At 37.0% G+C, this 25740-nt stretch carries 32 protein-coding genes and 2 pseudogenes (1 of these 34 running past the window's edge); all 34 read left to right on the forward strand.

Going from position 1 to position 25740, the window contains the following annotated elements; translation table 11 throughout:
* Nucleotides 1-813, forward strand: a pseudogene (locus HDR40_RS01895) (phage antirepressor).
* Nucleotides 804-1088 (forward strand): hypothetical protein, encoded by a 285-nt coding sequence (locus HDR40_RS01900; RefSeq protein WP_290625975.1) that lies wholly within the window; start codon nt 804-806, stop codon nt 1086-1088. The pseudogene HDR40_RS01895 and the gene HDR40_RS01900 overlap by 10 nt, the downstream one beginning before the upstream one ends.
* 20 nt (nt 1089-1108) lie before the next feature.
* On the forward strand, nt 1109-1309 hold the full coding sequence (locus HDR40_RS01905) for a hypothetical protein (protein WP_290625977.1): 201 nt from the start codon (nt 1109-1111) through the stop codon (nt 1307-1309).
* On the forward strand, nt 1302-1496 hold the full coding sequence (locus HDR40_RS01910; RefSeq protein ID WP_290625979.1) for a hypothetical protein: 195 nt from the start codon (nt 1302-1304) through the stop codon (nt 1494-1496). Before HDR40_RS01905 ends, HDR40_RS01910 begins: the two co-directional genes overlap by 8 nt.
* A gap of 138 nt (nt 1497-1634) precedes the next feature.
* The gene (locus HDR40_RS01915; RefSeq protein ID WP_290625981.1) at nt 1635-1940 is read left to right on the forward strand and encodes a hypothetical protein; all 306 of its coding nucleotides are present in this window, start codon (nt 1635-1637) and stop codon (nt 1938-1940) included.
* The gene (locus HDR40_RS01920) at nt 1937-2272 is read left to right on the forward strand and encodes a hypothetical protein (RefSeq protein ID WP_290625983.1); all 336 of its coding nucleotides are present in this window, start codon (nt 1937-1939) and stop codon (nt 2270-2272) included. Before HDR40_RS01915 ends, HDR40_RS01920 begins: the two co-directional genes overlap by 4 nt.
* Nucleotides 2244-2948, forward strand: coding sequence for an AAA family ATPase (locus HDR40_RS01925; RefSeq protein WP_290625985.1), 705 nt, complete (start codon nt 2244-2246; stop codon nt 2946-2948). Before HDR40_RS01920 ends, HDR40_RS01925 begins: the two co-directional genes overlap by 29 nt.
* On the forward strand, nt 2923-3189 hold the full coding sequence (locus HDR40_RS01930) for a hypothetical protein (RefSeq protein ID WP_290625987.1): 267 nt from the start codon (nt 2923-2925) through the stop codon (nt 3187-3189). The genes HDR40_RS01925 and HDR40_RS01930 overlap by 26 nt, the downstream gene beginning before the upstream one ends.
* Nucleotides 3179-3391 carry a hypothetical protein gene (locus HDR40_RS01935; protein WP_290625989.1) on the forward strand — a complete coding sequence of 71 codons (213 nt, stop codon included), beginning with the start codon at nt 3179-3181 and terminating at the stop codon, nt 3389-3391. The genes HDR40_RS01930 and HDR40_RS01935 overlap by 11 nt, the downstream gene beginning before the upstream one ends.
* Entirely contained in the window at nt 3384-4703 is a 1320-nt protein-coding gene (locus HDR40_RS01940) for a DEAD/DEAH box helicase family protein (protein WP_290626083.1), read from the forward strand. The genes HDR40_RS01935 and HDR40_RS01940 overlap by 8 nt, the downstream gene beginning before the upstream one ends.
* A gap of 13 nt (nt 4704-4716) precedes the next feature.
* Nucleotides 4717-5235: a DUF669 domain-containing protein gene (locus HDR40_RS01945; RefSeq protein ID WP_290625991.1), complete on the forward strand. Its 519-nt coding sequence runs from the start codon at nt 4717-4719 to the stop codon at nt 5233-5235.
* Between the two features lie 56 nt (nt 5236-5291).
* Nucleotides 5292-7604, forward strand: a complete 2313-nt coding sequence (locus HDR40_RS01950) for a phage/plasmid primase, P4 family (RefSeq protein WP_290625993.1) — start codon at nt 5292-5294, stop codon at nt 7602-7604.
* A 332-nt stretch (nt 7605-7936) separates the two neighbouring features.
* Nucleotides 7937-8245 carry a hypothetical protein gene (locus tag HDR40_RS01955; RefSeq protein WP_290625995.1) on the forward strand — a complete coding sequence of 103 codons (309 nt, stop codon included), beginning with the start codon at nt 7937-7939 and terminating at the stop codon, nt 8243-8245.
* A 2-nt stretch (nt 8246-8247) separates the two neighbouring features.
* Nucleotides 8248-8532, forward strand: a complete 285-nt coding sequence (locus tag HDR40_RS01960; RefSeq protein WP_290625997.1) for a helix-turn-helix transcriptional regulator — start codon at nt 8248-8250, stop codon at nt 8530-8532.
* A gap of 23 nt (nt 8533-8555) precedes the next feature.
* Nucleotides 8556-8918: a VRR-NUC domain-containing protein gene (locus HDR40_RS01965; protein ID WP_290626085.1), complete on the forward strand. Its 363-nt coding sequence runs from the start codon at nt 8556-8558 to the stop codon at nt 8916-8918.
* Nucleotides 8915-9322, forward strand: coding sequence for a hypothetical protein (locus tag HDR40_RS01970; RefSeq protein ID WP_290625999.1), 408 nt, complete (start codon nt 8915-8917; stop codon nt 9320-9322). Before HDR40_RS01965 ends, HDR40_RS01970 begins: the two co-directional genes overlap by 4 nt.
* A 194-nt stretch (nt 9323-9516) precedes the next feature.
* The gene (locus HDR40_RS01975) at nt 9517-10041 is read left to right on the forward strand and encodes a terminase small subunit (RefSeq protein ID WP_290626001.1); all 525 of its coding nucleotides are present in this window, start codon (nt 9517-9519) and stop codon (nt 10039-10041) included.
* Nucleotides 10022-11248 (forward strand): PBSX family phage terminase large subunit, encoded by a 1227-nt coding sequence (locus HDR40_RS01980; RefSeq protein WP_290626003.1) that lies wholly within the window; start codon nt 10022-10024, stop codon nt 11246-11248. Before HDR40_RS01975 ends, HDR40_RS01980 begins: the two co-directional genes overlap by 20 nt.
* A gap of 15 nt (nt 11249-11263) precedes the next feature.
* Nucleotides 11264-12619 (forward strand): phage portal protein, encoded by a 1356-nt coding sequence (locus HDR40_RS01985; RefSeq protein ID WP_290626005.1) that lies wholly within the window; start codon nt 11264-11266, stop codon nt 12617-12619.
* Nucleotides 12609-14507, forward strand: a complete 1899-nt coding sequence (locus tag HDR40_RS01990) for a hypothetical protein (RefSeq protein WP_290626007.1) — start codon at nt 12609-12611, stop codon at nt 14505-14507. Before HDR40_RS01985 ends, HDR40_RS01990 begins: the two co-directional genes overlap by 11 nt.
* 29 nt (nt 14508-14536) lie before the next feature.
* Nucleotides 14537-14941: a hypothetical protein gene (locus HDR40_RS01995; protein ID WP_290626009.1), complete on the forward strand. Its 405-nt coding sequence runs from the start codon at nt 14537-14539 to the stop codon at nt 14939-14941.
* Between the two features lie 114 nt (nt 14942-15055).
* Nucleotides 15056-15268: a YjcQ family protein gene (locus tag HDR40_RS02000; protein WP_290626011.1), complete on the forward strand. Its 213-nt coding sequence runs from the start codon at nt 15056-15058 to the stop codon at nt 15266-15268.
* Between the two features lie 124 nt (nt 15269-15392).
* Complete coding sequence (locus HDR40_RS02005) at nt 15393-15923, forward strand: DUF4355 domain-containing protein (RefSeq protein WP_290626013.1); 531 nt, start codon at nt 15393-15395, stop codon at nt 15921-15923.
* A gap of 16 nt (nt 15924-15939) precedes the next feature.
* Nucleotides 15940-16845 carry a hypothetical protein gene (locus HDR40_RS02010; RefSeq protein ID WP_290626015.1) on the forward strand — a complete coding sequence of 302 codons (906 nt, stop codon included), beginning with the start codon at nt 15940-15942 and terminating at the stop codon, nt 16843-16845.
* A complete protein-coding gene (locus HDR40_RS02015; protein WP_290626087.1) occupies nt 16842-17240 on the forward strand; it encodes a phage head-tail connector protein in 399 nt (132 codons plus the stop codon). Before HDR40_RS02010 ends, HDR40_RS02015 begins: the two co-directional genes overlap by 4 nt.
* Nucleotides 17224-17556 carry a hypothetical protein gene (locus HDR40_RS02020; protein ID WP_290626017.1) on the forward strand — a complete coding sequence of 111 codons (333 nt, stop codon included), beginning with the start codon at nt 17224-17226 and terminating at the stop codon, nt 17554-17556. The genes HDR40_RS02015 and HDR40_RS02020 overlap by 17 nt, the downstream gene beginning before the upstream one ends.
* The gene (locus HDR40_RS02025) at nt 17519-17917 is read left to right on the forward strand and encodes a hypothetical protein (RefSeq protein WP_290626019.1); all 399 of its coding nucleotides are present in this window, start codon (nt 17519-17521) and stop codon (nt 17915-17917) included. The genes HDR40_RS02020 and HDR40_RS02025 overlap by 38 nt, the downstream gene beginning before the upstream one ends.
* Complete coding sequence (locus tag HDR40_RS02030) at nt 17914-18309, forward strand: hypothetical protein (protein ID WP_290626021.1); 396 nt, start codon at nt 17914-17916, stop codon at nt 18307-18309. Before HDR40_RS02025 ends, HDR40_RS02030 begins: the two co-directional genes overlap by 4 nt.
* 32 nt (nt 18310-18341) lie before the next feature.
* A complete protein-coding gene (locus HDR40_RS02035; protein WP_290626023.1) occupies nt 18342-18905 on the forward strand; it encodes a phage major tail protein, TP901-1 family in 564 nt (187 codons plus the stop codon).
* A gap of 296 nt (nt 18906-19201) precedes the next feature.
* Nucleotides 19202-19552 (forward strand): tail assembly chaperone, encoded by a 351-nt coding sequence (locus HDR40_RS02040; RefSeq protein ID WP_290626025.1) that lies wholly within the window; start codon nt 19202-19204, stop codon nt 19550-19552.
* A gap of 92 nt (nt 19553-19644) precedes the next feature.
* Nucleotides 19645-19947 (forward strand): hypothetical protein, encoded by a 303-nt coding sequence (locus HDR40_RS02045; RefSeq protein WP_290626027.1) that lies wholly within the window; start codon nt 19645-19647, stop codon nt 19945-19947.
* A gap of 3 nt (nt 19948-19950) precedes the next feature.
* The gene (locus HDR40_RS02050; RefSeq protein ID WP_290626029.1) at nt 19951-22740 is read left to right on the forward strand and encodes a tape measure protein; all 2790 of its coding nucleotides are present in this window, start codon (nt 19951-19953) and stop codon (nt 22738-22740) included.
* Nucleotides 22740-23528 carry a hypothetical protein gene (locus HDR40_RS02055; RefSeq protein WP_290626032.1) on the forward strand — a complete coding sequence of 263 codons (789 nt, stop codon included), beginning with the start codon at nt 22740-22742 and terminating at the stop codon, nt 23526-23528. The genes HDR40_RS02050 and HDR40_RS02055 overlap by 1 nt, the downstream gene beginning before the upstream one ends.
* Nucleotides 23528-25740, forward strand: a pseudogene (locus HDR40_RS02060) (phage tail protein) (it continues 148 nt past the right edge of the window). The gene HDR40_RS02055 and the pseudogene HDR40_RS02060 overlap by 1 nt, the downstream one beginning before the upstream one ends.

Genomic DNA, 25740 nt, shown 5'->3' on the forward strand with positions numbered 1-25740 from the left:
ATGAAAAATATTCAATTATTTAACTTCGAAGGAAATCAAGTTAGAACGGTTTTAATTGACGAAGCACCTTATTTCATTGGAAATGATGTTTCAAAAATTCTTGGTTATTCGAACTATAGAAATGCAATTTCAAATCATGTTGATGAGGAAGACAAGCTGCGTACTCAAATCAAGTACGCAGGTCAAAACAGAGAAGTAACAGTCATCAATGAATCGGGCTTGTACAGCTTAATTCTTTCAAGCAAAATGCCAAACGCCAAAAAATTCAAGTGTTGGGTAACATCGGAAGTCCTACCATCAATCAGAAAGCACGGGGCTTACATGACACCGGAAAAGATTGAAGAAGCTTTACTAAATCCAGATACAATCATTAATTAAGCAAAACAGCTAAAGAGTGAGCGTGAAGGAAGATTGATTGCAGAACAGAAAGTTAATGAATTAACTCCTAAAGCTACTTATTACGACAAGGTTTTAGCGGATAAATCCTTAGTAACGATTTCGATTATCGCTAAAGATTACGGAATGAGTGGTCGTGCAATGAATAAGAAACTGCATGATTTGGGAGTCATTTACAAGCAAGGTCAAACTTGGCTGTTATATGCAAAATACCAAAAGACCGGCTGGACTCATTCAGAAACAGTAATGGTTAAGAAGAAGGACGGTACTGAAAAAGCAGTTCTAAATACTAAGTGGACTCAAAAAGGAAGATTACGGTTATACGAACTGCTTAAGAACAATGATATTTTGCCACTAATTGAGCGTGAGGTTGTGGTGTTCCAAAAGTTGTTGCAGATTTTGTGGAAATGGATTTAGACAATGAAGACGAAGTAAATTTTATTCTTGAAAAAAATTTAATTGATTTTGATATAAGAATTAAGCCTGCTTCAGTGACTGCAATTGTTTGGGACGATTGGACTGAAGGATTAAGTAATGCAAGCGATATTTGCTGGTATTTGAAGAAAATGGGAATAGAAAAAAAGAAAGTTCTAGAAGAAGTTAAAAGAATAGACGAAGCGAATCAGTTTCAAAAATATCCAAGTCCTCTTAGAGAAATTCGCAGAGCAAGACAAGAAGAATATGACGTTTAGTGATGTAAGAAGATAATTTTATGAATTTCAATTACGAAAAGAAGACGGTACCAAACTTAGGAAAAACAAAAGTTAAAATGTTTTTCTTCTATTGCTCTACTGATAAGCGAATTGAAGATAAGGTTAATGAATTTATTGAAGATAAGGATGTTATCGATATTAAATTCACAACTGATAACTATAGAAAAGTATTTACGGTAATGGTGATTTACAATGCTTAAATTTTACATGAAAAACGGCGCAACAATTTTTGTAAAAACTACCAACAATCAAAAATTTACATACGATGATTTAGGTGGCTTGGTGAAATTACTAGATAGTAATGACGGTAAATTTATCACGTTTGATAATAAGCCGCCTATATCTATCAAGATTAGTGAAATAGTAGCGATTGAAGGAGGTGATTAAATTGCATGAGGAAACAAAAAAAGCCCTTGTGAGGGCTAGCAACGCTTATGACATCCACACAATTATTGTGGATGAATACGAGGCAAGCTTTCACAAGAACTTGCAAACTAAAACTCTTATGTAGAAAGGATACCACAAATGCTTACAGATAAGCAATACAAGGCGGCACTATTCAAAAGAAACCGCAAATTAATTGAAGAATATCGTGGCCAAGATGTTTACATTTTGACTTACGATAACCAAGCACATTTTCGTGTACTAGAAGGCAAGAACGATTTTGTGAATTTTGTTACTAAATTATGTGATAAGTACATAGAGACTAAGCAATTAGATAAGTTAACCGAAATTTTAACCTATCTATTCGATCAACCGGAATTTTCGGTTGAAGACTCTTGCAAAGACTATGTATTAGAAAATTACGATGTGGAGTACATGGGATCATGAAAAAAGACGAATTTCAAGCAGAATTTACTTCTTGGTATGATGGGGCACTAAAAAGTGTGGAAGTCATGAAGTCAAAGCTTAAGACTCAAGCACTTAATAAAGGCACCTATCAAAAAGCAATCAATTACTTAAACAAGTTTGAAAAGCCCTTAGCTGGTCGGAGTCCAGATAACTCACAGGAGTTGTGGGGGCTTGTAGTTCGGCAAGCGGTGAAAGAAGTTAAAGCAGATATCCGTGATTTAGCGCTTCAAAGAGAGGTGAAAGACGACCAACTGCTTATGGATATAGATGGGGGTACGAATAATGCAAGTAATACATGCCGAGGATATTAAAAAACCTAGTGCATTGCGGATTTTGTACGGCAATCCTGGACTTGGTAAAACTTCTACAATTCAATATATGCCAGGTAAAAAGTTGGTATTTGATATTGATGGTACTAGTAGCGTTTTAAAAGGACTTCCAAATATTGATATTGTCCAAGTAAATCCTAATTCTATTAGGGAAGAGTTGCCTAAACTCTTACAGGAAGTACAGGAAAATTACTTAGACGATTACGATAGTTTTGCACTAGACAACATTTCAGAATTGGAAAATGCGGTTTTAACTGAATACGGTAAAAAAGGTAATAACCATGGAGTTCCTGGCATTCAGAATTATCAACAATTGCAGTTTTTTGAATTGGACTTAATCCGATATATGAAAGCCTGGAATAAGCAAGTCTTAATCACGGCTTGGGAAACTACCGATCAATATGTAGAAGAAAGTAGTGGACAATCTTTTACTAGGTCATATCCACAGATTAGAAAACCGATTCTTATGAACGTAATGGGCTTAGCTTTACAAGTTGGGCGCTTATCAATCAACCCAAAAAGCGGTCAACGTGGTGTATGGTTAGCACCTACTAACTCGATTTTTGCTAAAAATCAGTTGGATAACCGCAAGGCATGCAAGGTAGAAGAACTATTTAAGGGAGAAAATACAGATGGAAAAGAAGCAAAAAATCATTGAGGCTTTAGAAGAAGCTTTACAAGACATTAAAGAAAAAGAAGTTAAATCTATTGTTATGGCTTATATCTGTGATGATAAGGTTAATACTCTGTCATTAGGCAATGAAGTTGATTTATTTGCTTTGCCTCAATACATTATTAACAACATTCAAGACCAACGCCGTGAGTTAAAAAGTAAGGAAACTTTCAAGAAATTGTTTCTAGATTCACTTTTTGATAGCGATGGTGAAGATGATGAATAAACAAGATGTGATTGAATTTTTGAAGACAGCTTTAAAAGCAGCTAAAAAGGGTGAAATTGTTTCATTTGTTGGTGCTTTCCTAGATGAAAATGATAAATTTTACGAACGAGTTAATGGCAAGTATATTCAAAATTTAGGTCTTACTTCCAAGTTAGTTTTGGATATCCAAAAAGCTCATGAAAACAATTCAAAAGATGTATAAGCTATTTGACTATCAACAAAACTTAGTAGATAGGGCAAGAAATAGCTTAGCAAGTGGTAATCGCTCGGTGCTTATCGTGAGCGCACCGGGAAGCGGTAAATCAGTAGTGATTGCTGAAATTGCACGTCTAGCCGCTTTAAAAGGCAACCAAGTATTATTTATGGTTCACCGCAAAGAATTGGTAGAACAGATTAAAAATACCTTTATAAAGCAAGGTGTGGATTTAAGCCATACAGCCATTATGACTGTAGGCAAAATTGCAAATAGGCTAGGTAAGATAGCCAAACCTACACTAATCATTACAGATGAAACGCACCATAGCTTAGCTAAGACTTACCGCAAGATTTACGACTACTACAAGGATGTACCACGCTTAGGCTTCACTGCCACACCAGTTAGGTTAAGTGGCAAGGGGTTACATGATGTTTATGATGACATGATTGTGGGTAAGAGTGTTAAGTGGTTGATTGAAAATGACCACCTAGCCCCTTATACCTTATATAGCTATAAAGGCTTAGACACTAACCAACTTAAAAGGTCTTCTACAGGTGACTATACACAAAAAAGTATGGATAACATGGCAAAGCAAGTTATCTATGGTGACATTGTAGAAAATTGGAAGGATAAGGCTAAGCATCAGAAAACTATCATCTATTGCCATGCAGTGTGGTTTTCTAAAAAAGTAGCTAAAGCCTTTCAAGATGCTGGAATTAACGCAATTCATGTGGATAGTAAAACGCCTGCTGAAAAACGGGAGCAAATTATGCAAGACTTTAAAACCAGTAAGATTCAAATTTTATGTAATGTGAATTTAATTTCTGAGGGTTTTGATGTTCCTGATTGTAGTTGTGTTGTTTTACTAAGGCCTACCATGAGTTTGGTGGTGTATTTACAGCAAGCTATGCGGTGTATGAGATATCAAAAAAATAAAAATGCCATCATTATCGATCAAGTTGGGAATTGTTTCCGACATGGGTTACCAGATGATGCCCACAAGTGGACCTTACGAGATATCACTAAGCAAGCAAAACGCAAGCAATCACCAAATACTGTACATGTGCAAACATGCCCACACTGCTTTGCAGTTGTAAAAAGTGGTGTAAAGATTTGCCCTATTTGCGGGTTTGAACTTAAAGAACGAAAACAAGAAATAGAAATTAATAAAAAAGCCAAGCTTAGTAAGATTTTTAAGGTAAAACGTCCAAAACCACACTTTGAAAACATTGATGATTTAAAAAACTATGCTAAAGAAAATCACTATAAAACTGGGTGGATTTTTTATCAAGCTAAGGCTAGAGGCTGGATTAAATAAAAAGGAGTAAAAAATGGGTTTATTTACAGTTAAGGAAACAGAAAAGCAAGATTACAAGCCATTACCTGAAGGTAACTACGAATGTGTTATTACTAAGGCAGGCTTGGATGCAACTAAAGGTGGTACTGAGTACATCAACATCACTTTGAAAGTTCGTAAGGACTTAGATAATGTGGATAAGCTTAAGGAAACTAATGGTAAATATCATAATCGAAACGTTTATGTAAGTATCTATAAGCGCAGAGATACTGGCGAATACAGTGATGAAGACTTATCAAATGTCATGACTGCAGCTGGTATACCTGTAGGTACAGAAATCGCTAGTTGGGACCAATTTAGTGAGTTGCTTCAAAATAAACCAGTTCGTGCATTTGTAAAAGTTGAAGATAATACTTATCAAGGTAAAACTACACAGCGAAACCGTGTGTGGCCTAACAACTTTTATAAAACTGATTATCCACTGCAAGAAGATCCTTTCAAGGATAGCAACATTGCAGATGTTGAAGTGAATGATAATGACTTGCCATTCTAGTAAATGGCTAGAAGGCACTGTAATGGTGCCTTTAATTATGAAGTAGGAGGTTAACTATGGCTTACGAAAAAATACCTACGGAACTTAAAAATTTAAAGCAGTGGGGGAACTTCCACAAAATATGGGTTGAAGAACGCCAAAAATACACAAAAATCCCCATCAATTCCTATGATGGTTCGCCAGGTAAAAGTAATGACTCTTCCACTTGGTGCAGCTTTGATGAAGCACTAGCTGGGTTAAATAAATGGGACAATGCAGACGGTTTAGCTTTTTATTTTGCTAATGGCTATGTTGGGTTAGACATTGATCACATAGATGAAGACTTAGATAGATGGCGTAATGGTGATAGTGACCCAAGCAACTTAGTTAACAAAATCCGAACATTAACTAAAAATACTTACTTGGAAATTTCTTTATCTGGTAAAGGTATCCATGCAATTTTTAAAGGAAAAATTCCCGGTAAGCATAGAAGAAAAGGCAATTTTGAAATGTATGAAAAGGGGCGATTTTTCGCCCTAACTGGTAACACAATTCAAGAAAAGCCTGAAATAATATCACTTAATGAAACTGAAAATAAAGAACTTTATGAATTTTGCTTTGGTAAAGACAAAGTCATTCCAATAAATCCTAGTGTGGATTTAAAACCAATTGATTTAAGTGTTCCTGAAATTATTAAAAAAGCTGAAGCAAGCCGTACTGGCAAGCGCTTTGAGCTTTTTATGAAGGGTGGGTGGGAAAGCTTTTACAATAGTCAAAGCGAGGCAGATATGGCATTTGCTAATGACCTGGCATTTTGGACTGGCAAAGATTTCACTAAAATGGATACCATTTTTAGAAATTCCAGTCTTATGCGTGAAAAGTATGATACCCGCCGGGGCGAGACTACTTACGGAAAAAGCTTACTTAATAAGGCTATTGCTGAAACTCAAGAAATTTATAGTGAAGGAAAAGAAAAGCCCTATGATTTTAGCAAGTTAAAGAGTGATAAAAAGCCGACTCATTTCAGCCAAGATGATATGGGAAATGCCGAACGATTTATTAATTTGTTCGGTAAAAAGTTCAAGTATTCTTATACTGATAAAAATTGGTTTTGCTATAACGGCAACTACTGGGAGTCTGATGAAAGTGGCCTAATTGAAAAAGCTGCAGACATGGTACCCCAGTACATGCTTAAAGAGCCTTTACCAATTGACCCTAGTTTAGACGAAAAGCAAGAACAAAAAGCTAGAGAAAAATGGGAAAAATTTATCTCTAAAACGCGTTCTAATAAGGGTAAAAAGGCAATGCTTGACGAAGTAAAACACCATGTGGCTATAAAACATGGTGAGTTTGACCGTGACAAGATGCTATTAAATACAGAATCCGGCTATGTAGATTTAACTACGGGCGAACTGAAGAATCACAATGCTAAAAAGCTGATGAGCTTGATGGCAAATAGTGAGTATACCACTTCTGCACAATGTCCGATGTGGATTAATTTCTTAAATCAAATATTTAATGGCGATGAGGAATTGATTCATTATATGCAAAAAGTGCTGGGCTACACACTTACTGGGTCTATCGCTGAGCAGAGTATGTGGATGCTTTACGGTAATGGTCGAAATGGTAAAAGTGTCTTTTTAAGTGTCGTTCAAGCCATTATGGGCAGCTATGCCAGAACTATTAATATTGAAAATTTAATGATGAAAAGTAGCGATATTGGTAAGCCTAACCCTGAAATTGCCCGATTAGAAAGTGCTAGGGTAGCAATCACCAGTGAAGGCAATGAGGGCAATAGTTTAAATGAAGGGTTAATCAAACAGCTGACCGGTGGGGATCGCATTGTAGCACGTTTCTTGTATGGTAAAGATTTTGAATTTACCCCGCAATTTAAGATTTTAATGGCTACTAATCACTTGCCATATATCCGAGGAATCGACTTGGGTATTTGGCGCAGATTAAAAATCATCCCATTTTTAGTACAGATTTCTCTAGATCAGGTAGATAAGCACTTACTAGATAAACTTTTGAGTGAAAAAGCAGCGATTCTAAATTGGATGATTGAAGGGTGTTTAGCTTGGCAACGTGAAGGGTTAGAGCCTCCACGAGCTGTTATCGATGCAACTGAAGGCTACAAAGGAGAAATGGACGAAACTCAGCAATTTATCGATGAATGCTGTGATGTGGATGAAAATTACTATGTCAACTCCAGCGATTTATATCGCAAGTATAAGAATTGGTGCGGTGAAAATGGCAATTACACTTTGTCACACAGAAAATTTTCGCAAAAGATGAAAGATAAATTTGAAAGCAAGCACACTAGATTAGGTACACAATTTGTAGGATTACGTATTCATGTAGACTATCCAAAAGCTCCATGGATTAAATAGTGACAAGAATGTGATGGTTAGTGACAAGAATGTGATGGTTAGTGTAATACTTAAAAATACTGATATAACAGTATTTGAGCCATTAATAACATACGTAATGACACTTCTTTTTTTAAATCTACCTCTCTATATACTCTTTTTTTCTTTTTATTTATATATTTATTAAAAGAAAAGTATCACAAATGGTATAAAAGTTAGATTAAACCGTTGGGAGAGTAAGAAAGGAAAGTGTCACAAATAGCATCACAAAATGTCACAATAGTGTCACACATTCCGTCACATGCCAACAGATTGTAAGACTTATGAAGTGTCACATAGGAGGTATACCAATTATGGACGTTAAAGACAATGAAAAACTTAAATATGAACTTAAGAAAACGATTTTAAATTCCACACCACTTCAATCTCTAAGTGTGGAAGCAATGGATTTGGATTTATTAATCGCAGGTGATGGCGAAGTAAAAGGGAAGTTGCGTTTTGCTGGTCATAGTGACGAAACGAGCGTGTATAAGATAAAGCCAACTATTCATATCCCTAAACGAGTAATGAACTACATTTTGGCTGATGTATCTAAGCAGCACTTAAGTAGCGTGGGCAAAGTCATTGAGCAAGCTTTAATTGAGTATTACGAGGGAGCTTAGGGATGAATCGAATAAAAGAATTACGAAAAAAAGAAAATCTTACCTTAAAAGCGCTTGGTGAAGCCTTAAAAATGCGTGATAACACACTAAGTCGATACGAAAATGAAAAACGAATTCCTAAGTCAGAAACGTGGCAAGCATTAGCAGACTTCTTTAATGTATCCGTTGCTTATTTGCAAGGATTTTACCATTGCGCCTGCTGTAATAAAGATTTTTCATTGCTTGAAAAAGAAATTCCAAGTTTTTGCCCATGGTGCAGCGCAACTTATGACGATGTGAAGTTTTAACCATGCATTTGGAGATGTTAATGATGACTGAAAGCGAACATGATATTCAATCAAAAATCCAAATTGCTTTATCTACTAGCAGTTGCACAGTCTTTCGCATAAATGTGGGCAAATGGTACACAATTGATAAGCGCTGGGTCACAACAGGTGTGCCAAATGGGTACTTTGACTTAAGTGGTTTTCGTTGGTCAGATGGTAAAGCTTTTTTTATTGAAGTAAAGCGACCAGGAGGACGGATACGACCAGATCAGATAAGCTTTCACAAAATGTTGACGAGGCACCACATTATCCACGGCATTGCTAGAAGCACAGATGACGCATTAAAGATTGTTAAAAATAAGTTAGTTGGTTTTGGTTTTCCAGATTATAAGGGTGAGCATGAATGAAAAAAGAAGTTTTTAATTATGTAAGACATATCTTGCAAGAGTATAACCGAGTTCCAGGCTATATTGATGCTCGTGAGCGTGCAATTATGCGTCCACCTATTTCTAGTGTTGATGAAAATGTTGGCGGAGGTAAAGGGAGTAAAGTAGACCGAGGCGTTGAAAATATGGCGGTTACCTTAGCTGATGATGCAAGCCTTAATTTCTTAAAAGAAAGTAGACAAACAGTTAGTTTTTTTCTCAATCGCTGTGATGATGAAACTCATGAAATCATTGAACGACTTTATATAAAAGGCGATTTGACAATGGACGGAGTGGCAAAAGCGGTGAACCTTAGTGAAAGGCAATGCAGACGCAAAAGAACAGCATTTTTCGGTAAAATTGCAGATGCAATGGGCTTTTATTAAAAAAGATGTCCCTAAGATGTCCGAAATGAGAGTAAAAAACGTTGTATTATAGTAATGTGAAGTTTTTGGATAACAAAAAATCTCTTTCTTAGGCTGTTTGGGGTTCGATTCCTCAAACAGTCATTTTTCTAAGTCGGCATTAATATGTCGGCTTTTTTTGATTCCTACATGTATGTAAAAGAGGTGAGTGATGTGTGAAACTAACACCAAAACAACAAAAATTTTGTGATGAATATTTAAAGAGTGGCAATGCTACACAGGCTTATACTTTGGCTTACTCCACAAAAAACATGGGTAAGCAATCCATAAGTGTGGAAGCACACAAAACCCTAAAAAAGCCCTCAATTCAAGCTTATATCAACGACAGAATGAACGAAGAAAGCGAACATAAGATAGCTAGTGCCCAAGAAGTACTTGCTTACTTAACTCGTGTTTTTTCTGGGCAAGAAACAGAAACGGTTACTACTCCGAGGGGAGTAATAATACCGAATGTTCCGGTTAAAGCTAGTGATAGATTAAGTGCAGCTAAGGAACTGCTTAAGAGATACCCAACTGATCCAATTGCTGCCGCTAAGCTAGATAAGATTAGAGCAGAAACAGCTTTAACGCGTGCTAAAGTGAAGGCTATGGAAGCTTTGACCAGTGATGATAACGCTAAGCTTAATGAATTGCTTGATAAAGTGACACAGAGTGTGAACGATGAGTATTCTAACGACTAAGCAAAGTGACGTACTATATAGTTATTTGCACGATGATTGGAAGATGTTGATTTTAGCTGGTGCTAAGCGGTCCGGTAAAACTTACCTTAACAACTTTATTTTCCTCCTTGAGCTGCGACGGGTGGCAAAACTTGCCAAAAAGAATAAAGACCCGCACCCGCAAGTAATTCTGGCTGGATTTAGTAGTAACACGATTTATAACAACGTTATCGCAGCTATCGAAAATCAATTTGGCATTAGTTTAAAAGCAGACCGGCACGGTCACTACAGCCTATGGGGTGTGGATATTGTACCTAGCTATACTGGTAATTTGAAAGGTATGAGTTCTATTCGTGGTATGACTGCTTATTTTGCTTATGTAAACGAAGCATCCCTAGCAGTGAAGGAAGTTTTTCAAGAAATCCTTTCCCGCTGTAGTGTAGAGGGAAGCAGAGTTATTTGTGATACTAACCCAGATAATCCTCAACACTGGCTAAAAGTTGATTACATTGATAATCACGATCCTAAAGCCCGTATCAAAACTTTTAGTTTTACGATTGACGATAATACTGTCCTTTCACAGGATTATGTGCAGTCTTTCAAAGCCCAAACCCCGAAAGGTGTTTTTTATGATCGTGATATCTTAGGTTTATGGGCTATGGGTGAAGGCTTGGTATATAGCGACTTTGATAAGGTTGTTATGATGGTAGATGAAAGCGAACTTCCAGAAAATTTAATGTATTATGCTGGTGTTGACTGGGGATTCGCTGAAGGACACAATGGGTCGATAGTGCTTTTAGGTGACGACCCTCACACGGGGATTACTTACCTAATTAAAGAAATTACCGAAATTCATAAGTATATCGATTGGTGGAAAAACCGAGCTTTAGAACTTCAAGAACAGTATGGTGATATAAATTTCTGGTGTGATAGTGCCCGACCTGAGTATGTGGGTACTTTTCAAGAAGCAGGACTGAATGCTAGAAATGCTAAAAAAGCTGTAATGCCAGGTGTGGAAGCAGTTGGTAAGAAAATAACTAGTGATAAGTTTAGAGTCGTTAAACAGGGTGTTAGATTGTTTCTAGATGAAATTTACCAGTATACATGGAATCCAATTACTGGTGAACCTTTTAAACGCAATGATGATGTGATGGACGCTACTAGATATGCAGTTTACAATCAACGTTCACACGATAATATTGAATTTATGAGTAACGATTTATTTTAGATAGGAGTAGGGGTAATGAAAACCCAAGTTTTGAAAAACGGGGTATTTACTTACCCTAAAGGTGAAGAACTCACAGCTTATGATGTAATGGATTTCATTAACAAAAACAGAGTTTTATCTAGAAAATACCACAAGTATATGAATTACTATGTTGGTAAACACGCCATTTTAAACAAGCCTAACGGCGTAAATGGTGAGCCAGTAAAAATTGTTGATAATGTACCAAAATACTTAGTAGATACTTACAACGGTTTTTTTACAGGTATTGAGCCTAAAATTGCACTTGATGATGATAGTGCAAACAATGCACTACAAAAATGGAACGGTGAAGCATCAATTTATGATAAGCTTAGCGAATTGTCTAAGCAGGTTGATGTATATGGCCGTTCCTATTTGTTTGCTTATCAAGATGATGATGGTAACACATGCTTAGCAGTGGCTAAGCCTACGCATAGCTTTATGGTTTATGACAATACAGTGAGTCAAAAGCCTATCTGCTTTGTGACGTATGGCAAAAATAGTGAAGGGATGCTACTTGCTACAGTCTACTATGCTAACCATGTTGTGGATGTTATCAACGGCGAAATTTATGATCATCAATTTGATAATAACAATCTTAAAGATGGTATCAACGTGTATAACCAAGTGCCGGCAATAGAATTTTATGAGACTACAGAACGCCAAAGCTTATATGGAGCAGGCACTTTAAGCCTCATCGATGCGCTTGATGATACACTGAGTCAAAAACTGGATAACATCAACTACATTGCAGAGTGTTATATGTATCTTTTAGGGGCTAAGGTCGATGAAAAGGACCTAGCAAAAATGCGCCAAAATCGCTTTATTAATGCAGCAGGTCCAGACGCTAAAGACCTCAAAATTGGCTTTCTACAGCGTCCAGATGGTGACAACCTAGAAGAACACATGATTAAACACTTAACTGATGCTATCCATCAAAACACCGGTATTCCAGATTTACGTGATGAAGCTTTTGGTGGCAATGTTTCGGGGGTAGCGATTAGATACAAGCTTATGAACATGGAAAACCGTGCCATGAATAAGGAACGTAAGTTTAAATCAGCCCTTAAAAAGCTTTATAAAATTATTTTCAGTCCTATCACCAATGTAGAAGTACCTGAAGACGATTGGAGTCAGCTAAAATTTAAATTTACCCGTAACATTCCGGCTAACTTGTCAAATGAAGCATCAATTGCCGCAAGTCTTAAAGGCATTGTTAGTGATGAAACCCTTCTTAGTGTGCTGTCAATTGTAGATGATCCACAAAGTGAACTGGATAGAGTCAATCAAGAAAAGCAAGACCAGCTTAAGATAGCACTAAATGCAACGGACAGTGACTTAAATGGCAAGTAGTTACTGGAAGCAGCGTTTAGCCCAAGAAAAAAAGTGGCAAGAACAGCAAGATGAAGCAGATGTAAATTTTGACACTTTAATAGAAAAACGATATCGCAATGTAATCAATGATATTGATGACTTGATAGATCGTGAAGTTAGCCGCTTAAATGCTAAGACTGGCACAAACTATAGTCAGATGATGAAAGATGTTACTACTGGCGATATCGAACGGTTTGAAGCTGAAGCAGAAAAACTAGTCAAACGTGCTGAAGAAATCCGTAAGAGTGGCAAAAAGGTAACTTTAAAGGATTTCACCGATGAAGAAAATCTTAGAATGAAGATTTACAATGCTACTATGCGCATTAATCGGCTTGAATATCTTAAAAGTATGACTGGTGCATATTTAACTCATGTAACGATGGATATCAGCGACGATTTGCGAGAACGGCTTACTAACGAAGTCATTGCAGAGCAAAAAAGACAAGCTGGTTTACTTGGTAAATTTTTGCCTGATTATGATTTTAAGGCTAGTTACACCACACAAAGCATAGTGATGCAGAGTATGGCAGGGGCAACATGGTCAAGCAGATTGTGGAGGTCACAGGATACTTTAAAGGCAAATCTAGACAGAGTTTTAACTACTGGTTTTGTCACAGGAGAACATCCACGTGTTTTAGCCCGCAAGCTTAAAGACCAAGTAGCAAGTACGGTTAAAAATGCCACTTATGTTACTGAAAGAATTGCCAGAACTGAGAGTTCTCGGGTGCAGTATGATGTGCAGTATAATGCAATTAAAGACAACGGTTTTACACAAGCTTGGTATTTTGCCGAACGTAACGCTTGTAAGATTTGTCAAAAATACGCAGATCATAAATATCCTGGTGAAGATGAACTTGGTGTATATGATTTAAAAGATGTGCCTCGCATCCCTTTAGATACACACCCTAATTGCCGTTGTTCAATCAGTTCTTACATGAGCGATGATGTGCTTGATGAGTTTATTAAAGAGCCTGAAAATAGTGAGGCACCTAAGGAATTAGATGACTTAAAGAAAGTAGATTTACCGGGTCTTTTAGATAAAGGCATTAAGGATTATCTAACTGAAGAATGGGATCATTATTTAGCAGCTGAAGATATGTCATATAGACCGTTAAGTAAAGAACGTTTGAATAAAGCTACTAAAGAAATGAAATCTCAATTTGCTAAGCTTAATGAGATGATTAGTAGTAAAGAAAACGATATTCAAATGTACATTGAACCGGTCAACCTGAAAAAAGTTTTAAAGGATGGTTTTAAAAATCAATTAGAAACAAATAGTTCAGGTGGTTTCTTAGATACTCAAACACGCAGAAACGTTGAATGGAAAATTTTTACTGATGAAAGTGAAGAAATGTATGAAGAATATATGAAGAGACCACCTGAAGATTTTGCCTTATATGGCAGAATTGGTAAGCAAAGCTCATATTATCCTAGAACTGCTAGAAATTATGGAGAAATCGCAGTTCACTTTAATAAAAATATTAAAGATAGAACCACTTATACAATAGGAGATAGTTTGGCGAAAGGTTTTTCATCAATTGAAAGTGTGGATACTTGGAAGGCTGCAAAAATTGGTGAAGAAAGTCCAACCTATATAGCACCTGTTGGAGGCAGTGGACGCAAATTGTGGTCTATGTATGACATTTTTGAAGAAGATAATATTCACTTTATGGATAAATACAAAACCATTGATGATATGACTGATGATTTTAGAAAACCTCCTTATGTTGAGGCACAAATACATGGTAAAGTTACTGCAAAAGATATTGCATTTGTAGAAATCCCTGAAAATATTAAGGCAAAAAGTTTAATTTCAGAATTAGAAAAAATGGATATCCCATACAAGATAAGAAAGCTTAGTTCTTAATATACTTAAGTAAAAGGATGGTGATTATTATGGCAAAATTACAAGTATTAGCTATTTCCGAGACATATCACAATGTTCTCTTTGGATATAAAAATATGTTTTGGTTATATAATTGGTTCTTTAAAGATGTCGATGGCTTGGACTATGGAATAGCTAGAACATTGAACCATTACAAAGATTATAAATATGGCTTTTTAAAATCACCTTTTACTGAAGAACAGACCGAGAAAATCATTAAAGAAACGGAAAAACTTATTCCCGAGCGACTTGAGGCGATGAAAGATTTTTATCACTTTAATGATGAAGAAGTAAAAAAAGCTGTAGCTATGGGATATTTGGCAGAATTGGATTACTTTAATAATCAAGTTCACAAAATAGTATATCCAGGTGTTGAAGGTAAAAATAATCCTAACAAGGATATTAGATATATTTGAGGCATAATATGGCTAATAATGATTATTTTTCAATAGCATATAAAATCTTAAGTTATCTTAAATACTGTTATGAACGTGGATATTTTGCAGCCTTCTACATTCAAGATATCTAAGGTGCAATTTATTCAAACTTTAAAAATGTTATCAAATGACGGTTATATTAAAGGTATTAAATTCCATCCTACAAAGATGGGAAATATTTTAATAGGCTTAGAAAATATTGAAGTAACAAGTGATGGACTCCAATACTTAGCTGAAAATTCAATGATGAAAAAAGCCTATAAAGTTTTTAAAGAAGTTAGAGACTGGCTTCCAGTATTTAAATAATTAACTCTAAGCAGTTAATCACAACGTGGTTAGCTGTTTTTTATTGCCTTTTTCCTTGATACAGGCTTAAAAGAAATCATGAGTAGAGAGTTGAACCGCTAACTTTAAAAGTGAGGTATGTAAAATGGCAGAAGAAAAACAAGAACAATCAAGTGTGGGAGAAACTGAAAAGACTTTCACTCAAGATCAAGTAAATGAAATGATTAAGAAACGCATAGAGCGTGAACGTAAAGACCAAGCAGAAAAGATTACTGCAGCTAAAGATGAGGCTACTAAGCTTGCTAAGATGAACCGTGACCAAAAGAACGAATACGAATTAAAACAAGCAAAGCAAGTAGCAAGTGATGCACAATCCAAGCTTGCTAAGTATGAAATGCGAGATCAAGCGTGCCAAATGCTTAAAGATGAAGACGTTTCTTTAACTAGTGATGAGCTTAGCTTGGTTGTAACCGATGATGCGAAAACTACACAGGACAATGTGAAATTGGTATCTGACTTAGTAAAGCGCATCAAAAATGAAGTTCGTGAAGATTTTAGAAAAGGTAAAACTCCAGTTGTAAAAAATAACACCATGACTAAAAAAGAAATCATGGGCATTAAAGACACTAATGCACGGTTAAAAGCGATTGGAGAACACCGAGATTTATTTAACTAGATAGGAGAAAAATAAAATGGCAGTAGATTCAAATACAAACATGGCAGCAGATTTAGTCAACATTTCCATTGATTTCAGGGAACGCTTTAATGACAATATCAAGAAACTTCAAGAAGCTTTGGGTATTGCCCGCTTAACCTCAATGAGTCAAGGTAACCAAATCAAGATTTACAAATCTGAAGTTACCAAGGCTAACAAATCTGTGGGTGAAGGCGAAACTATTCCATTAAGCAAGGTAACTAAGAAGTTAGCTAAGACTGTTACCCTTGACTATGGAAAGTATCGTAAATTAACCACCGCAGAATCAATTCAAGCTAATGGCTTTGAAGAAGCAGTTACTGAAACTGATAATAAGCTTTTAAGAGAAATTCAAAAGGGCTTGAAAACAGATTTCTTTGGCTTTATGACTGGCTTAACCGGTACTACTACAGCAACTGCAGACACTTTCAAGGCTGGTATTGCTAAGACCTTGGGACAAATGGCAGTTCAATGGGAAGACTATGATGTAGAACCTGTTCTTTTCATCAATCCAATCGATTTTTATGATTACTTAGCTAAGGCAGAATTGACTACACAAACGGCATTCGGCTTGAATTACATTAAAGATTTCATGGGCTTTAGTAAAGTGGTCATGAACACTGCAATCCCACAAGGTAAGATTTACGCAACTCCAAGTGAAAACATCAACTTAGCTTACGCTAACGTCAATGGTGGTGCTTTAAATCGTGCATTTAACTTTACTACCGATGAAACTGGCTTGATTGGTGTAACTCATAATGCCGTAAATGAAAACTTAACTTATCAAACTGTAATTGTTAATGGTATGGTGATGTTCCCAGAACGTACTGATGGCATTATTGAAACTACTATCAGTGAAGGCAATAATTCAAACACCCCATCTGGTAGTAACCAAGGTGAATAACCATGGATGAGCCGGTAAGCTTAGATGAATTAAAAACCATGTTGCAGCTTAAAGAGAGTGACATGGACGATGTTTTAAAGCTTATCATCCACAATACAGTGCTTCAAACTCGCTTTAAGTTGGGTTTAAAGAGTGATGAAGATTTCCCTAGTGAAATGTCTTATATTCCCTTACAAGTTTGTGTAAAGCGCTATAACAAGCTTAAAAACGAGGGTATGAGTCAATACACGCAAGAAGGCGAAAGTATCACTTTTAGTGCTAATGATTTTGACGAATTTTTAGACGACTTGGACGAATGGAAGCAAGATAATAACGATACCGGCGTGTTAGTTCATTTTTATAACCCTTATCGAATGAAAGAACATGATAACAATGAGAATGACGCACAAAGTTAAATTTTATCGTAGTGATAGCTTCTATGATCCAGATGCACATGAGTTTGCGGATGATGTAAAAGTAGTTCATGAGGACATGGCTAATGTTACTGATATGGGGACTAATCGCAGTCAAGAACTGCTAGGGAACTATGTAAAACAAGCTAAGGTAGTGCGTTTATTGCATCCCTTACACACCGTTTTTGATTATCTAACGATTGATAACAGTGATACACACTATAGAATGCAAACACAACGCACGCCACTTAAGGGATATACACTGATTGTAGGTGAAGATATTGCGAACAATCAAAATGCGGGGGCTGAAAGAACTTAGAGTTGATCTAAAAGATGCCCAAAATATGAAAGCAATTAAGTTAGTCGTCAAGAAAAATGGTTCTGCATTGGCTCGTGAAGTCAAAAAGAACATGAAAGACCAATACACCGGACATTGGGCATGGGAGAAAGGCGTAGGAAAAATTTGGAAAGATCCACAGGGACACTTGGAAGGGTCAATTGCTGATAAGTATACCGTTGACGGTTTGACAGCACATGTGGGGTCTTTTAGTCCTAATGTGAAATACTTTGGTTATCTGGAGTATGGCACACGCTATATGCATCCACGCCCGACCTTAAGACCAGCTTTCATCAAACAAACGGCTACTTTTCTTAGTGACTTAAAGAAAGTGATGAAATGATTTCACCGAGTTTAGAGTTACGCGATGCTATTTTTAAGCATTGCATGGTACAAGGGTACAGTGTTTGTACTCACTTGCCTTTAAAAAATGAGAACGCCCCTTATCCATTTGTGGTTGTTGGAGAACAGCAAACTTCAAACAGACCTTACAAGGTAATGATGGGGGCTACACTTTATCAGACTATTCATGTGTGGGGGTCTGATAAACAAATAAAGCAAGTTGATGAAATCATGCATGATTTAACACGACTTACTTTTAAAGGAATTAAAACAGCGAACTATAAGTTTGCTGGCAGAAGTAATTTAGTAGATAACAGAATTTTAGAAGATGACAGCGTAGAAGATACCATTTTAGAGCATGGTATTCTTACTCTGTCATTTTCTTTGCAATAAATTAATTATTTTTTAGAAAGGAAAAAATAGTTATGGCAAAATTACCAGAAGCAGTCCAAGGAATTAATTGGATTACTTACTTTCGAATTTTAGAAAACGACAGCACAGAAGACGCTCACTTAATTCCTTGGGAAGATAGTGGCGAATTTAACAGAAGTCGTGATAGCGATACCAAAACAACAAAATCTGGTTCCATTACCACAGGGGGTGGAATGGAAACAGAGCTTAATTTTGAATGTGCTGACACTGTCAGTCCTTTAACAGCAGATTTAGACCGTGCAATTAATAAAAACCTCCCTGTGGAAGTTTGGAGAATTAACCACCAAATCAAAAACGAAAGCGGAGAATATTTAGGCTACTACACTCAAGGCGTGGTTAGTGAAAATAATTTGAGCGCTGATACTGACGATGTGGCTACTCGATCAATTACTATCACTGGTAAAGGAACCCCACAAAAGGGATGGCTTGCTTTGAGTGATGATAAAGAAGCCGAAATCGATTATGTATTCCGTGGAGTTAAAAAACTTACCGAAGACGACCAAACAGGCGAGGGAACAGCTTTTAATGAAAACACCGATAGAGAGTTGAGTTTTTAATATGTAAGGTATGTATACTGCATGTAAAGTTTATGCAAGGTTTAGCGAACCACCTAAACCCGTTGGAGCAGTAAGGCTTAAGCTTTCTCTTATGTATACTATGTATTCTTTTTTAAATAAATAAATAAATATATATATAAAGAATAGGTTCTTGGGTATCCTACATACGCTACATACGTTACATAACCTTAGAGCCACAAGGTTTTTTACCATTTAAAAACGTTACATAAAGGTTACATGACCTTACACAAAATATACATCATATGTGATATTTTTCTATATTTTAGGAGGTAACTATGCAAATTACTGTCGATAATACCAAAGTGGATTTACATTTTGGTGTTCGTTTTGTCAGAGAGCTAGATAAAATCGCAGGGATTAGAGCGCAAGCTGGTGGCCAAACCATTAGCTTAGGTTTTGGTTTAATTAAAACAATTCCTGCACTTAAAGCTTATGATGCGTCAGCTTTAAGTATGGTGCTTTATGCTGCAAGTTATGAAGCAAAAAAGCGCCCTAGCTTAGAAAATTGCGATTCTTACTTAGAAAGCTTAGATATTAATACGCTAGAAAAACTTTTCTCAGCTGTGGAAGAAGAACTTGAAAAATCCACAGTGGTGCAACTTTCAGTAAAAAACGCCACGGCCTAGATAAGCCAGAACCAAGTAAAGTAGCATATCGAACTATTTTACTTAACGCTTTAGCTTATTTGGGCTTTCATGACATAAAAGATATTGAGCGCATGACGCTTAAAGAATACTACTTAAGGCTTGAAGCATATCAATTAAAGCAAGTCAAGGATCAAGAAATGCTAGCTCTGGGGGCGTGGTTTAATCAAGGCGTGCAGGCAACTACTGGTAGCAGTAAGAACCCTAAGCCTAAATATACGACTTTTAAGGATTTCTTTGATACACAAGAAGCTATCGACAGTGTGCGATCTAACTTTGAGCAAGAATTTACCTCCAAAACTAAGACTAAGCAAAGCAAAGCATGGCTATATGCACAGCGTGAAGCAGAATTTAGAAAAATGAGAGAGAGGAGGTAAATCATGGCAGAACAATACAGTGTGGAAGCTATCCTTAGTGCTGTTGACCAAAGTTTCTCTAAGACGATGAATAGCGCCATGCAGTCAATGGCTGATATGACTAACAGCGCAAATTCAGCGTCTTCTAAGGTAGGTCAATCGTCTTCTGGCATTGTTGGCAGCGTTAAAAGCATGGCTAGTGCCTTTGGACTAGTGCAAGTGGCAGGTAAAGCCTTTGATGTTATAAAAAGCAGTGTAGGAGATGCGGTTAAACGTATTGATACGCTTAATAATTCTACTCGGGCGTTTTCTAATATGGGCTTTGCAACCAATCAAACTAAGTCTGCAATGAACGGGCTACAAAAATCTATCCAAGGACTTCCAACAGCCTTAGATGATGCAGTAAGTGGCGTGCAGATTATGGCGGCTTCTACTCAAGATTTAGGAAAAAGCCAAAAAGTATGGAGTGCTTTGAATGACGCTATCTTAGGCTTTGGTGGGTCGACTGCTGATGTGAATAATGCTACGATTCAGCTTTCGCAAGCCTTTGCTAATGGTAAAGTCGACGGTCAAACTTGGATTTCCATGATGAACTCCGGAATGGGGCCAGCACTTAATGCGATTGCTAAACAAATGAAGATGACCACAGGGGAACTTCAAGACGGGTTATCCTCTGGAGAAATTAGCGTTGAGGACTTTCAAGATGCTTTAATTAATCTTGATAAAAATGGCGGTGGAGGTCTTAAAAGCTTGCAAAAAATAGCTCAAGATTCCACAGCTGGTTTTGGAACGAGCATGCAGAATGCAAAAACCGCTGTTGTTCGTGGGGTTGCTTCCATGATTGAAGCGCTGAACAAATTTGTTCAAGATGTAACTGGCTTGTCGATAGCTGAAATGATTTCGGCTATGGGGTCGAAAGCAGAGCAAGCATTAAAAGGTTTAGGTGGTGTTTTACAAGCAATTACACCCACTGTAAGAACAGCCTTTGAAGGTATAACTGGTGCTGTAAATAGTGCTATGCCGACACTACAAAAAATACTTGATTTTGCTATGAAGTTAGCAGCTAATAAAGGTTTCCAAAGCTTTGCAATTGGAGTTTTAGCTTTCATTGCAGCATTCAAAGGCCTAAGTGTGGTATCAGGTGCAATCACTGATGTAACAAGCGCAATCAGTACTTTAAAAACGGCAGGCGGAAACATTAATACTATTTTTAGCGGTCTGCAAAAGATACCTGTTGTGGGTAATGCTGTAGCTAAGGCTTTCAGTGCGATTAATGCGGTCCTTAGTATGAACCCTTGGCTTTTATTAGCAGTAGCGATTGCAGCAGTAGTTGCTGGACTTGTTTATTTCTTTACTCAAACTGAAACAGGACGCAAGATGTGGAGCGACTTTGTCAGCTTCTTAATCAGTGCTTGGAACAGTATTAAAGAAACGGCAGGGGCTGTCTGGAATGGCATTGTTCAAGTAGTTACTACCTGTGTAGATGCGGTAAAAAGTGCATGGAATGGTATTGTTGAGTTCTTCGTTAACTTATGGAGTGGCATTGTTGAAACTGCTAGCGGTATTTGGAATAGTTTTCTAGCACAAATGGCACCTATCATTGAAGGGGTGCAGAACGTTTGGAATGAACTTGTTGAATTCTTTACCGTGCTATGGAATGCCATCGTTCAAATTGCCCAAACCGTATGGCAAGGACTGGTCGCATTCTTCTCACCAATAATTGAAGGTATACAAACTGTATGGCAAGGATTAGTTGAATTCTTTACCGTGCTATGGACAACAATTATAGAAGTCACAACCACTCTATGGCAGGGCTTTGTCGGCTTCTTCAGTGGTATTTGGAACGCTATAGTTACAGTGGTTCAAACCGTTTGGACAGTTATTAGTACTGTTATCAGCACGTATTGGCAGATGATTCAGACTTACATACAAACGGGGATGCAAATCCTAGGCACTATTTTTAGTGCAGGTTGGAATGCGTTAAAAACGATTGTAAGCACCGTTTGGAATGCAATTAAAACTGTAATTAGTACGGTTTTAAACGTAATTGCAGGAATTATTAAGACCGTTACAGCTGTAATTAAAGGCGACTGGTCAGGTGCTTGGAATGCAATTAAAGGTATCGTTTCCACTGTGTGGAATGGAATTAAGAGCATTATTTCAACAGTATTTAATGCGATTAAAAACATTATTACCACAATTATGGACGCTTTAAAGAATATCTTTAAAACTGGTTGGGAAACTGCTAAAAGTATCTTCCAAGGCGGAGCTGATGCAATTAAGAGCATCTTGAGCAAGGTTAACTTGTTTGATATTGGTAAAAACATCATTCAAGGACTTATCAACGGGATCCAGTCGATGTTTGGCGCTATTGGTAATGTAGTAGGTCAGATTGGTAGCAAGATTAAAGATGGAATTGGAAGTTTCTTCCAAATTCACTCTCCTTCACGAGTAATGCGTAATGACATCGGTAAGTACATTCCTGAAGGTTTGGCGCTTGGTATGTTAAGTCAATTAGGAGCTGTCGAAGATGCTACTAAACAGCTTGAAAGAGCGGCAATGCTTAGTGTATCTGGTACTGATTTACAGGACGAGTTCAACAAATTAACTAATGTAGACATAGGGACATCCCTTGCTACTTCAATCGACTTACAAGATAGCCAACTAGCACTGCAAACTAATGCACTACTAAGAGAAATAGCGGGTAAATCCACAACTATGATTCTTGATGATGGAACTTTAGTAGGTAAGACTGCACCGCAATATAATAATACGTTTGGAAGTCAGGTAGAACTTGAAGAGAGGTGGGGCTAATGACTAGAAATGTTTTTTCACTCTTTAAAAGGCAATTTTCGCCCGATTACAGCTTTAAAAATCTTACTAAGGGTAATTACACTCACTCACTATTAAATAGCACAGAGGGCATTAAATTTGACCAATTCGACAGCATAGCGAGTGGTTGGTGGCTTGAAAGTCGTGAAGCACCTACTCCCCAAGAAAAGGAAATTACGGTCGATATTCCGTATAGTCAAGGCTTGCAAGACTTTTCAATACTTAATGAACAACGCTTTTTTAGTAATCGAGAATTAAAATATAAGCTTGTTCTTTCAGATGGGGACTACAATTACCGCAAGGCTAAAGAAAATGAGGCTAAGCGTGCTTTGATGTATGCAGGTTTTAAGACACTTTATGACACCCACAACCCCGGTTTTGTCTGGCGTGCTAAATGTAGTGAAGTTGAAGCTGATGATGATGAAAAAGATGAAACAATTACTTTAAATGTAAAATTTACAGCTTATCCTTTCGCAATTCAGCGTAATTATGAAGGCAGTGACATTTGGGACGACATTAATTTTGATACTTGGGAATGGCAAGAAGTAAAACTTTCAACCGGTATTAACGAGATCAACAATTGGGGTAGTCGGCCTGTGTGGGTTAGCTTTGATTGCAGTAGTGATTTTGATATTACTATTGACGACCAAAAAGTTAAAGCAACACCGGGCGGTAAAGAAAAACTTCTACTCCCTGTGGGTTTAAGCTTAGTACAAGCTAGCGGAAGTGGAACCATAAAGCTTAAGTTCAAGTGTGAGGTAATGCTTTAATGTATAGAATTTTAGGTTATGAAGATCCTGCAAAAAAAGAAAATTTTATAGTCTTTGATAATTCGGTTGATTGCTATGTAAATAGTGCAAAGCTAAAACTTAAAGCTGATGATGTTGACGACTTAGAACTAACCGTAGGAGAGGGCAACCCCCTTTTTAATTCGGTTCAGCCTTTCAGAACACATGTGGAAGTATATGAAGATGATACTTTAATTTTTAGAGGGCGAGCGCTTAAGCCCGTCCGGTCAATGGATACCAAAGGGCTTTTTACACGAGAATACATTTTTGAAAGTATTGACAGTTATTTAATTGATAGTATTCAACGCTTTAATATCGCGGTCGGAATTAAAGTTAAAGACTACTTGCAGTATTTACTTGATGTGCATAATAAACAGGTTGACAGCTACAAAAAAATTACTTTAAAAACATGTGATGTTGACGATAAAACCGGTGATGAGTACCGTCAAATTGACTATCCAACCACAAGAGAAGCGATTAATTCACAACTTCTTGAAGTAAGTGGTGGTCATATAGCGATTAATTATAGTGATAAAGGAATCACTTTAAATTACACTAAAAAAATTGGTAAAGAACACGATAACTCACCAATCCAGTTAACTTCGAATTTAAGAAGCGTTAAATATACTGTTGACCCCACGAATTTGGTTACTCGACTGATACCACTAGGTCAATCTCAAAAATCGGAGAAAATAGCCTTAGGGGATGACCAAACTAGCACTACGGAAATTGAAAAAATCGAAACAACAGGTGCTACTAAGGCAATTAATGGAGATTGGGGACCCGCTATCAAGCATGCAGCACAACTAATGAATGTAACTCTGCAAGGTAACGACTTGCAGAACATAAAAAATATGATTCAGGGTGAATCTGGTGGTAGTGAGACAGTAGTTAATAACTGGGACGACAACGCAAAAAAAGGGATTCCTAGTGCAGGACTATTACAATTTATTGAACCAACTTTCAGGACCTATCAGTGCTCACCTTATACCACATGGAAGCGAGGCTTTGACCAACTCATAGCACTTTTTAATATTTCCACATGGCGTAGTGAAGTACAAAGCTGGCAAATATACCGTGCGTGGTCCCCTAATGGAGCCAGACGTTATAGTAGCGTTCCTAATACTTCTACTAAAACTCAAGCAATTAACAAGACCTCTAACCCTTGGGGGTGGCCTTTTCCTAGTGTGGGAGAAGGAAAGTTTACCGGAGGGCAACTCTTTGGAGTTCATGCAGGTGGAGAGTTTAGAACTAACGGCTTTCATAATGGGCTAGACTTTGGAAATGTTGACCACCCGGGGAGTAGTATTCACGCAATTCACGGAGGAACCGTTACACGGATAGCATGGGCTAATGGGCTTAAATGGTATGTACTTTTTCACTCGTCAGATGGCTACAATATCGTCTATCAAGAAGCTTTTTCTAGTAAAAGTAATATTACAGTTAAAGTTGGGCAAACGGTTAAAACAGGGGCTGTAATTGGTACTAGAACAACTGACCACCTCCATGTGGGTGTGACTAAAGCAGGCTTTGACCAAGCACTATCTAAGTCCTTTATAAATGACGGAACGTGGCTAGACCCTCAAAAACTAATAAAAGAGGGTGGTAGTGCTGATGATAAGAACTCCAAGAAGACTGAAACCTCTTACAGCGTTTCAGGTGACAGTAAAATGCCACGCTATGATATATCAAGTGTAAACGGTGGTAAAGATTACATCGACATTCCCGAACTTCAAAAAGAATTTGGTATCATTGAAAAAACTAAANTTTGGGATAGTATCACTGACCCTAAAAAGCTAAAAGAAACNGCTGANAANTGGNTAAAAAATAACAANAATACGATANTAACTCAAATTAGTGTTGATNCNATNGAACTTCCAAAGGATACTTACAAAGTAAANGACAGCTANCANATNATTAANCCTTATGTGNTAACTGACCAACTTTGGAAAGTGACAAGTAANGAAATNGANTTACTTAAGCCGTATGATGTAAANCTTACCTTTGGNGATAAACAGCAAAANTTNACCTCATATCAGATNCANCGNAANCGTGAATTAAANTCGACNATNGACCACTTNCAAAGAAANNTNGCTACTCAAGNTCANCAACTAGGNGAGGTAACNAANNTATCAAATAACCTCTCTNNNNCNCTTGATAGCACAAACTCNCANGTNAANGANAATACNATTCA

It is taken from the genome of Lactobacillus sp. (assembly GCF_014803895.1).

What these genes read in the sequence shown, in the direction of transcription:
- HDR40_RS01925 (WP_290625985.1), top strand. Translation starts at nt 2,244, where the DNA reads ATGCAAGTAATACATGCCGAGGATATTAAAAAACCTAGTGCATTGCGG.
- HDR40_RS01910 (WP_290625979.1), top strand. Translation starts at nt 1,302, where the DNA reads ATGCTTAAATTTTACATGAAAAACGGCGCAACAATTTTTGTAAAAACT.
- HDR40_RS02020 (WP_290626017.1), top strand. Translation starts at nt 17,224, where the DNA reads ATGACGCACAAAGTTAAATTTTATCGTAGTGATAGCTTCTATGATCCA.
- HDR40_RS01990 (WP_290626007.1), top strand. Translation starts at nt 12,609, where the DNA reads ATGGCAAGTAGTTACTGGAAGCAGCGTTTAGCCCAAGAAAAAAAGTGG.
- HDR40_RS01970 (WP_290625999.1), top strand. Translation starts at nt 8,915, where the DNA reads ATGAAAAAAGAAGTTTTTAATTATGTAAGACATATCTTGCAAGAGTAT.
- HDR40_RS01915 (WP_290625981.1), top strand. Translation starts at nt 1,635, where the DNA reads ATGCTTACAGATAAGCAATACAAGGCGGCACTATTCAAAAGAAACCGC.
- HDR40_RS01905 (WP_290625977.1), top strand. Translation starts at nt 1,109, where the DNA reads ATGAATTTCAATTACGAAAAGAAGACGGTACCAAACTTAGGAAAAACA.
- HDR40_RS01945 (WP_290625991.1), top strand. Translation starts at nt 4,717, where the DNA reads ATGGGTTTATTTACAGTTAAGGAAACAGAAAAGCAAGATTACAAGCCA.
- HDR40_RS01950 (WP_290625993.1), top strand. Translation starts at nt 5,292, where the DNA reads ATGGCTTACGAAAAAATACCTACGGAACTTAAAAATTTAAAGCAGTGG.
- HDR40_RS01930 (WP_290625987.1), top strand. Translation starts at nt 2,923, where the DNA reads ATGGAAAAGAAGCAAAAAATCATTGAGGCTTTAGAAGAAGCTTTACAA.
- HDR40_RS01955 (WP_290625995.1), top strand. Translation starts at nt 7,937, where the DNA reads ATGGACGTTAAAGACAATGAAAAACTTAAATATGAACTTAAGAAAACG.
- HDR40_RS01995 (WP_290626009.1), top strand. Translation starts at nt 14,537, where the DNA reads ATGGCAAAATTACAAGTATTAGCTATTTCCGAGACATATCACAATGTT.
- HDR40_RS01985 (WP_290626005.1), top strand. Translation starts at nt 11,264, where the DNA reads ATGAAAACCCAAGTTTTGAAAAACGGGGTATTTACTTACCCTAAAGGT.
- HDR40_RS02050 (WP_290626029.1), top strand. Translation starts at nt 19,951, where the DNA reads ATGGCAGAACAATACAGTGTGGAAGCTATCCTTAGTGCTGTTGACCAA.
- HDR40_RS01920 (WP_290625983.1), top strand. Translation starts at nt 1,937, where the DNA reads ATGAAAAAAGACGAATTTCAAGCAGAATTTACTTCTTGGTATGATGGG.
- HDR40_RS01900 (WP_290625975.1), top strand. Translation starts at nt 804, where the DNA reads ATGGATTTAGACAATGAAGACGAAGTAAATTTTATTCTTGAAAAAAAT.
- HDR40_RS01940 (WP_290626083.1), top strand. Translation starts at nt 3,384, where the DNA reads ATGTATAAGCTATTTGACTATCAACAAAACTTAGTAGATAGGGCAAGA.
- HDR40_RS01980 (WP_290626003.1), top strand. Translation starts at nt 10,022, where the DNA reads ATGAGTATTCTAACGACTAAGCAAAGTGACGTACTATATAGTTATTTG.
- HDR40_RS02055 (WP_290626032.1), top strand. Translation starts at nt 22,740, where the DNA reads ATGACTAGAAATGTTTTTTCACTCTTTAAAAGGCAATTTTCGCCCGAT.
- HDR40_RS01960 (WP_290625997.1), top strand. Translation starts at nt 8,248, where the DNA reads ATGAATCGAATAAAAGAATTACGAAAAAAAGAAAATCTTACCTTAAAA.
- HDR40_RS02040 (WP_290626025.1), top strand. Translation starts at nt 19,202, where the DNA reads ATGCAAATTACTGTCGATAATACCAAAGTGGATTTACATTTTGGTGTT.
- HDR40_RS02030 (WP_290626021.1), top strand. Translation starts at nt 17,914, where the DNA reads ATGATTTCACCGAGTTTAGAGTTACGCGATGCTATTTTTAAGCATTGC.
- HDR40_RS02005 (WP_290626013.1), top strand. Translation starts at nt 15,393, where the DNA reads ATGGCAGAAGAAAAACAAGAACAATCAAGTGTGGGAGAAACTGAAAAG.
- HDR40_RS01965 (WP_290626085.1), top strand. Translation starts at nt 8,556, where the DNA reads ATGACTGAAAGCGAACATGATATTCAATCAAAAATCCAAATTGCTTTA.
- HDR40_RS02035 (WP_290626023.1), top strand. Translation starts at nt 18,342, where the DNA reads ATGGCAAAATTACCAGAAGCAGTCCAAGGAATTAATTGGATTACTTAC.
- HDR40_RS01935 (WP_290625989.1), top strand. Translation starts at nt 3,179, where the DNA reads ATGATGAATAAACAAGATGTGATTGAATTTTTGAAGACAGCTTTAAAA.
- HDR40_RS02045 (WP_290626027.1), top strand. Translation starts at nt 19,645, where the DNA reads ATGACGCTTAAAGAATACTACTTAAGGCTTGAAGCATATCAATTAAAG.
- HDR40_RS02010 (WP_290626015.1), top strand. Translation starts at nt 15,940, where the DNA reads ATGGCAGTAGATTCAAATACAAACATGGCAGCAGATTTAGTCAACATT.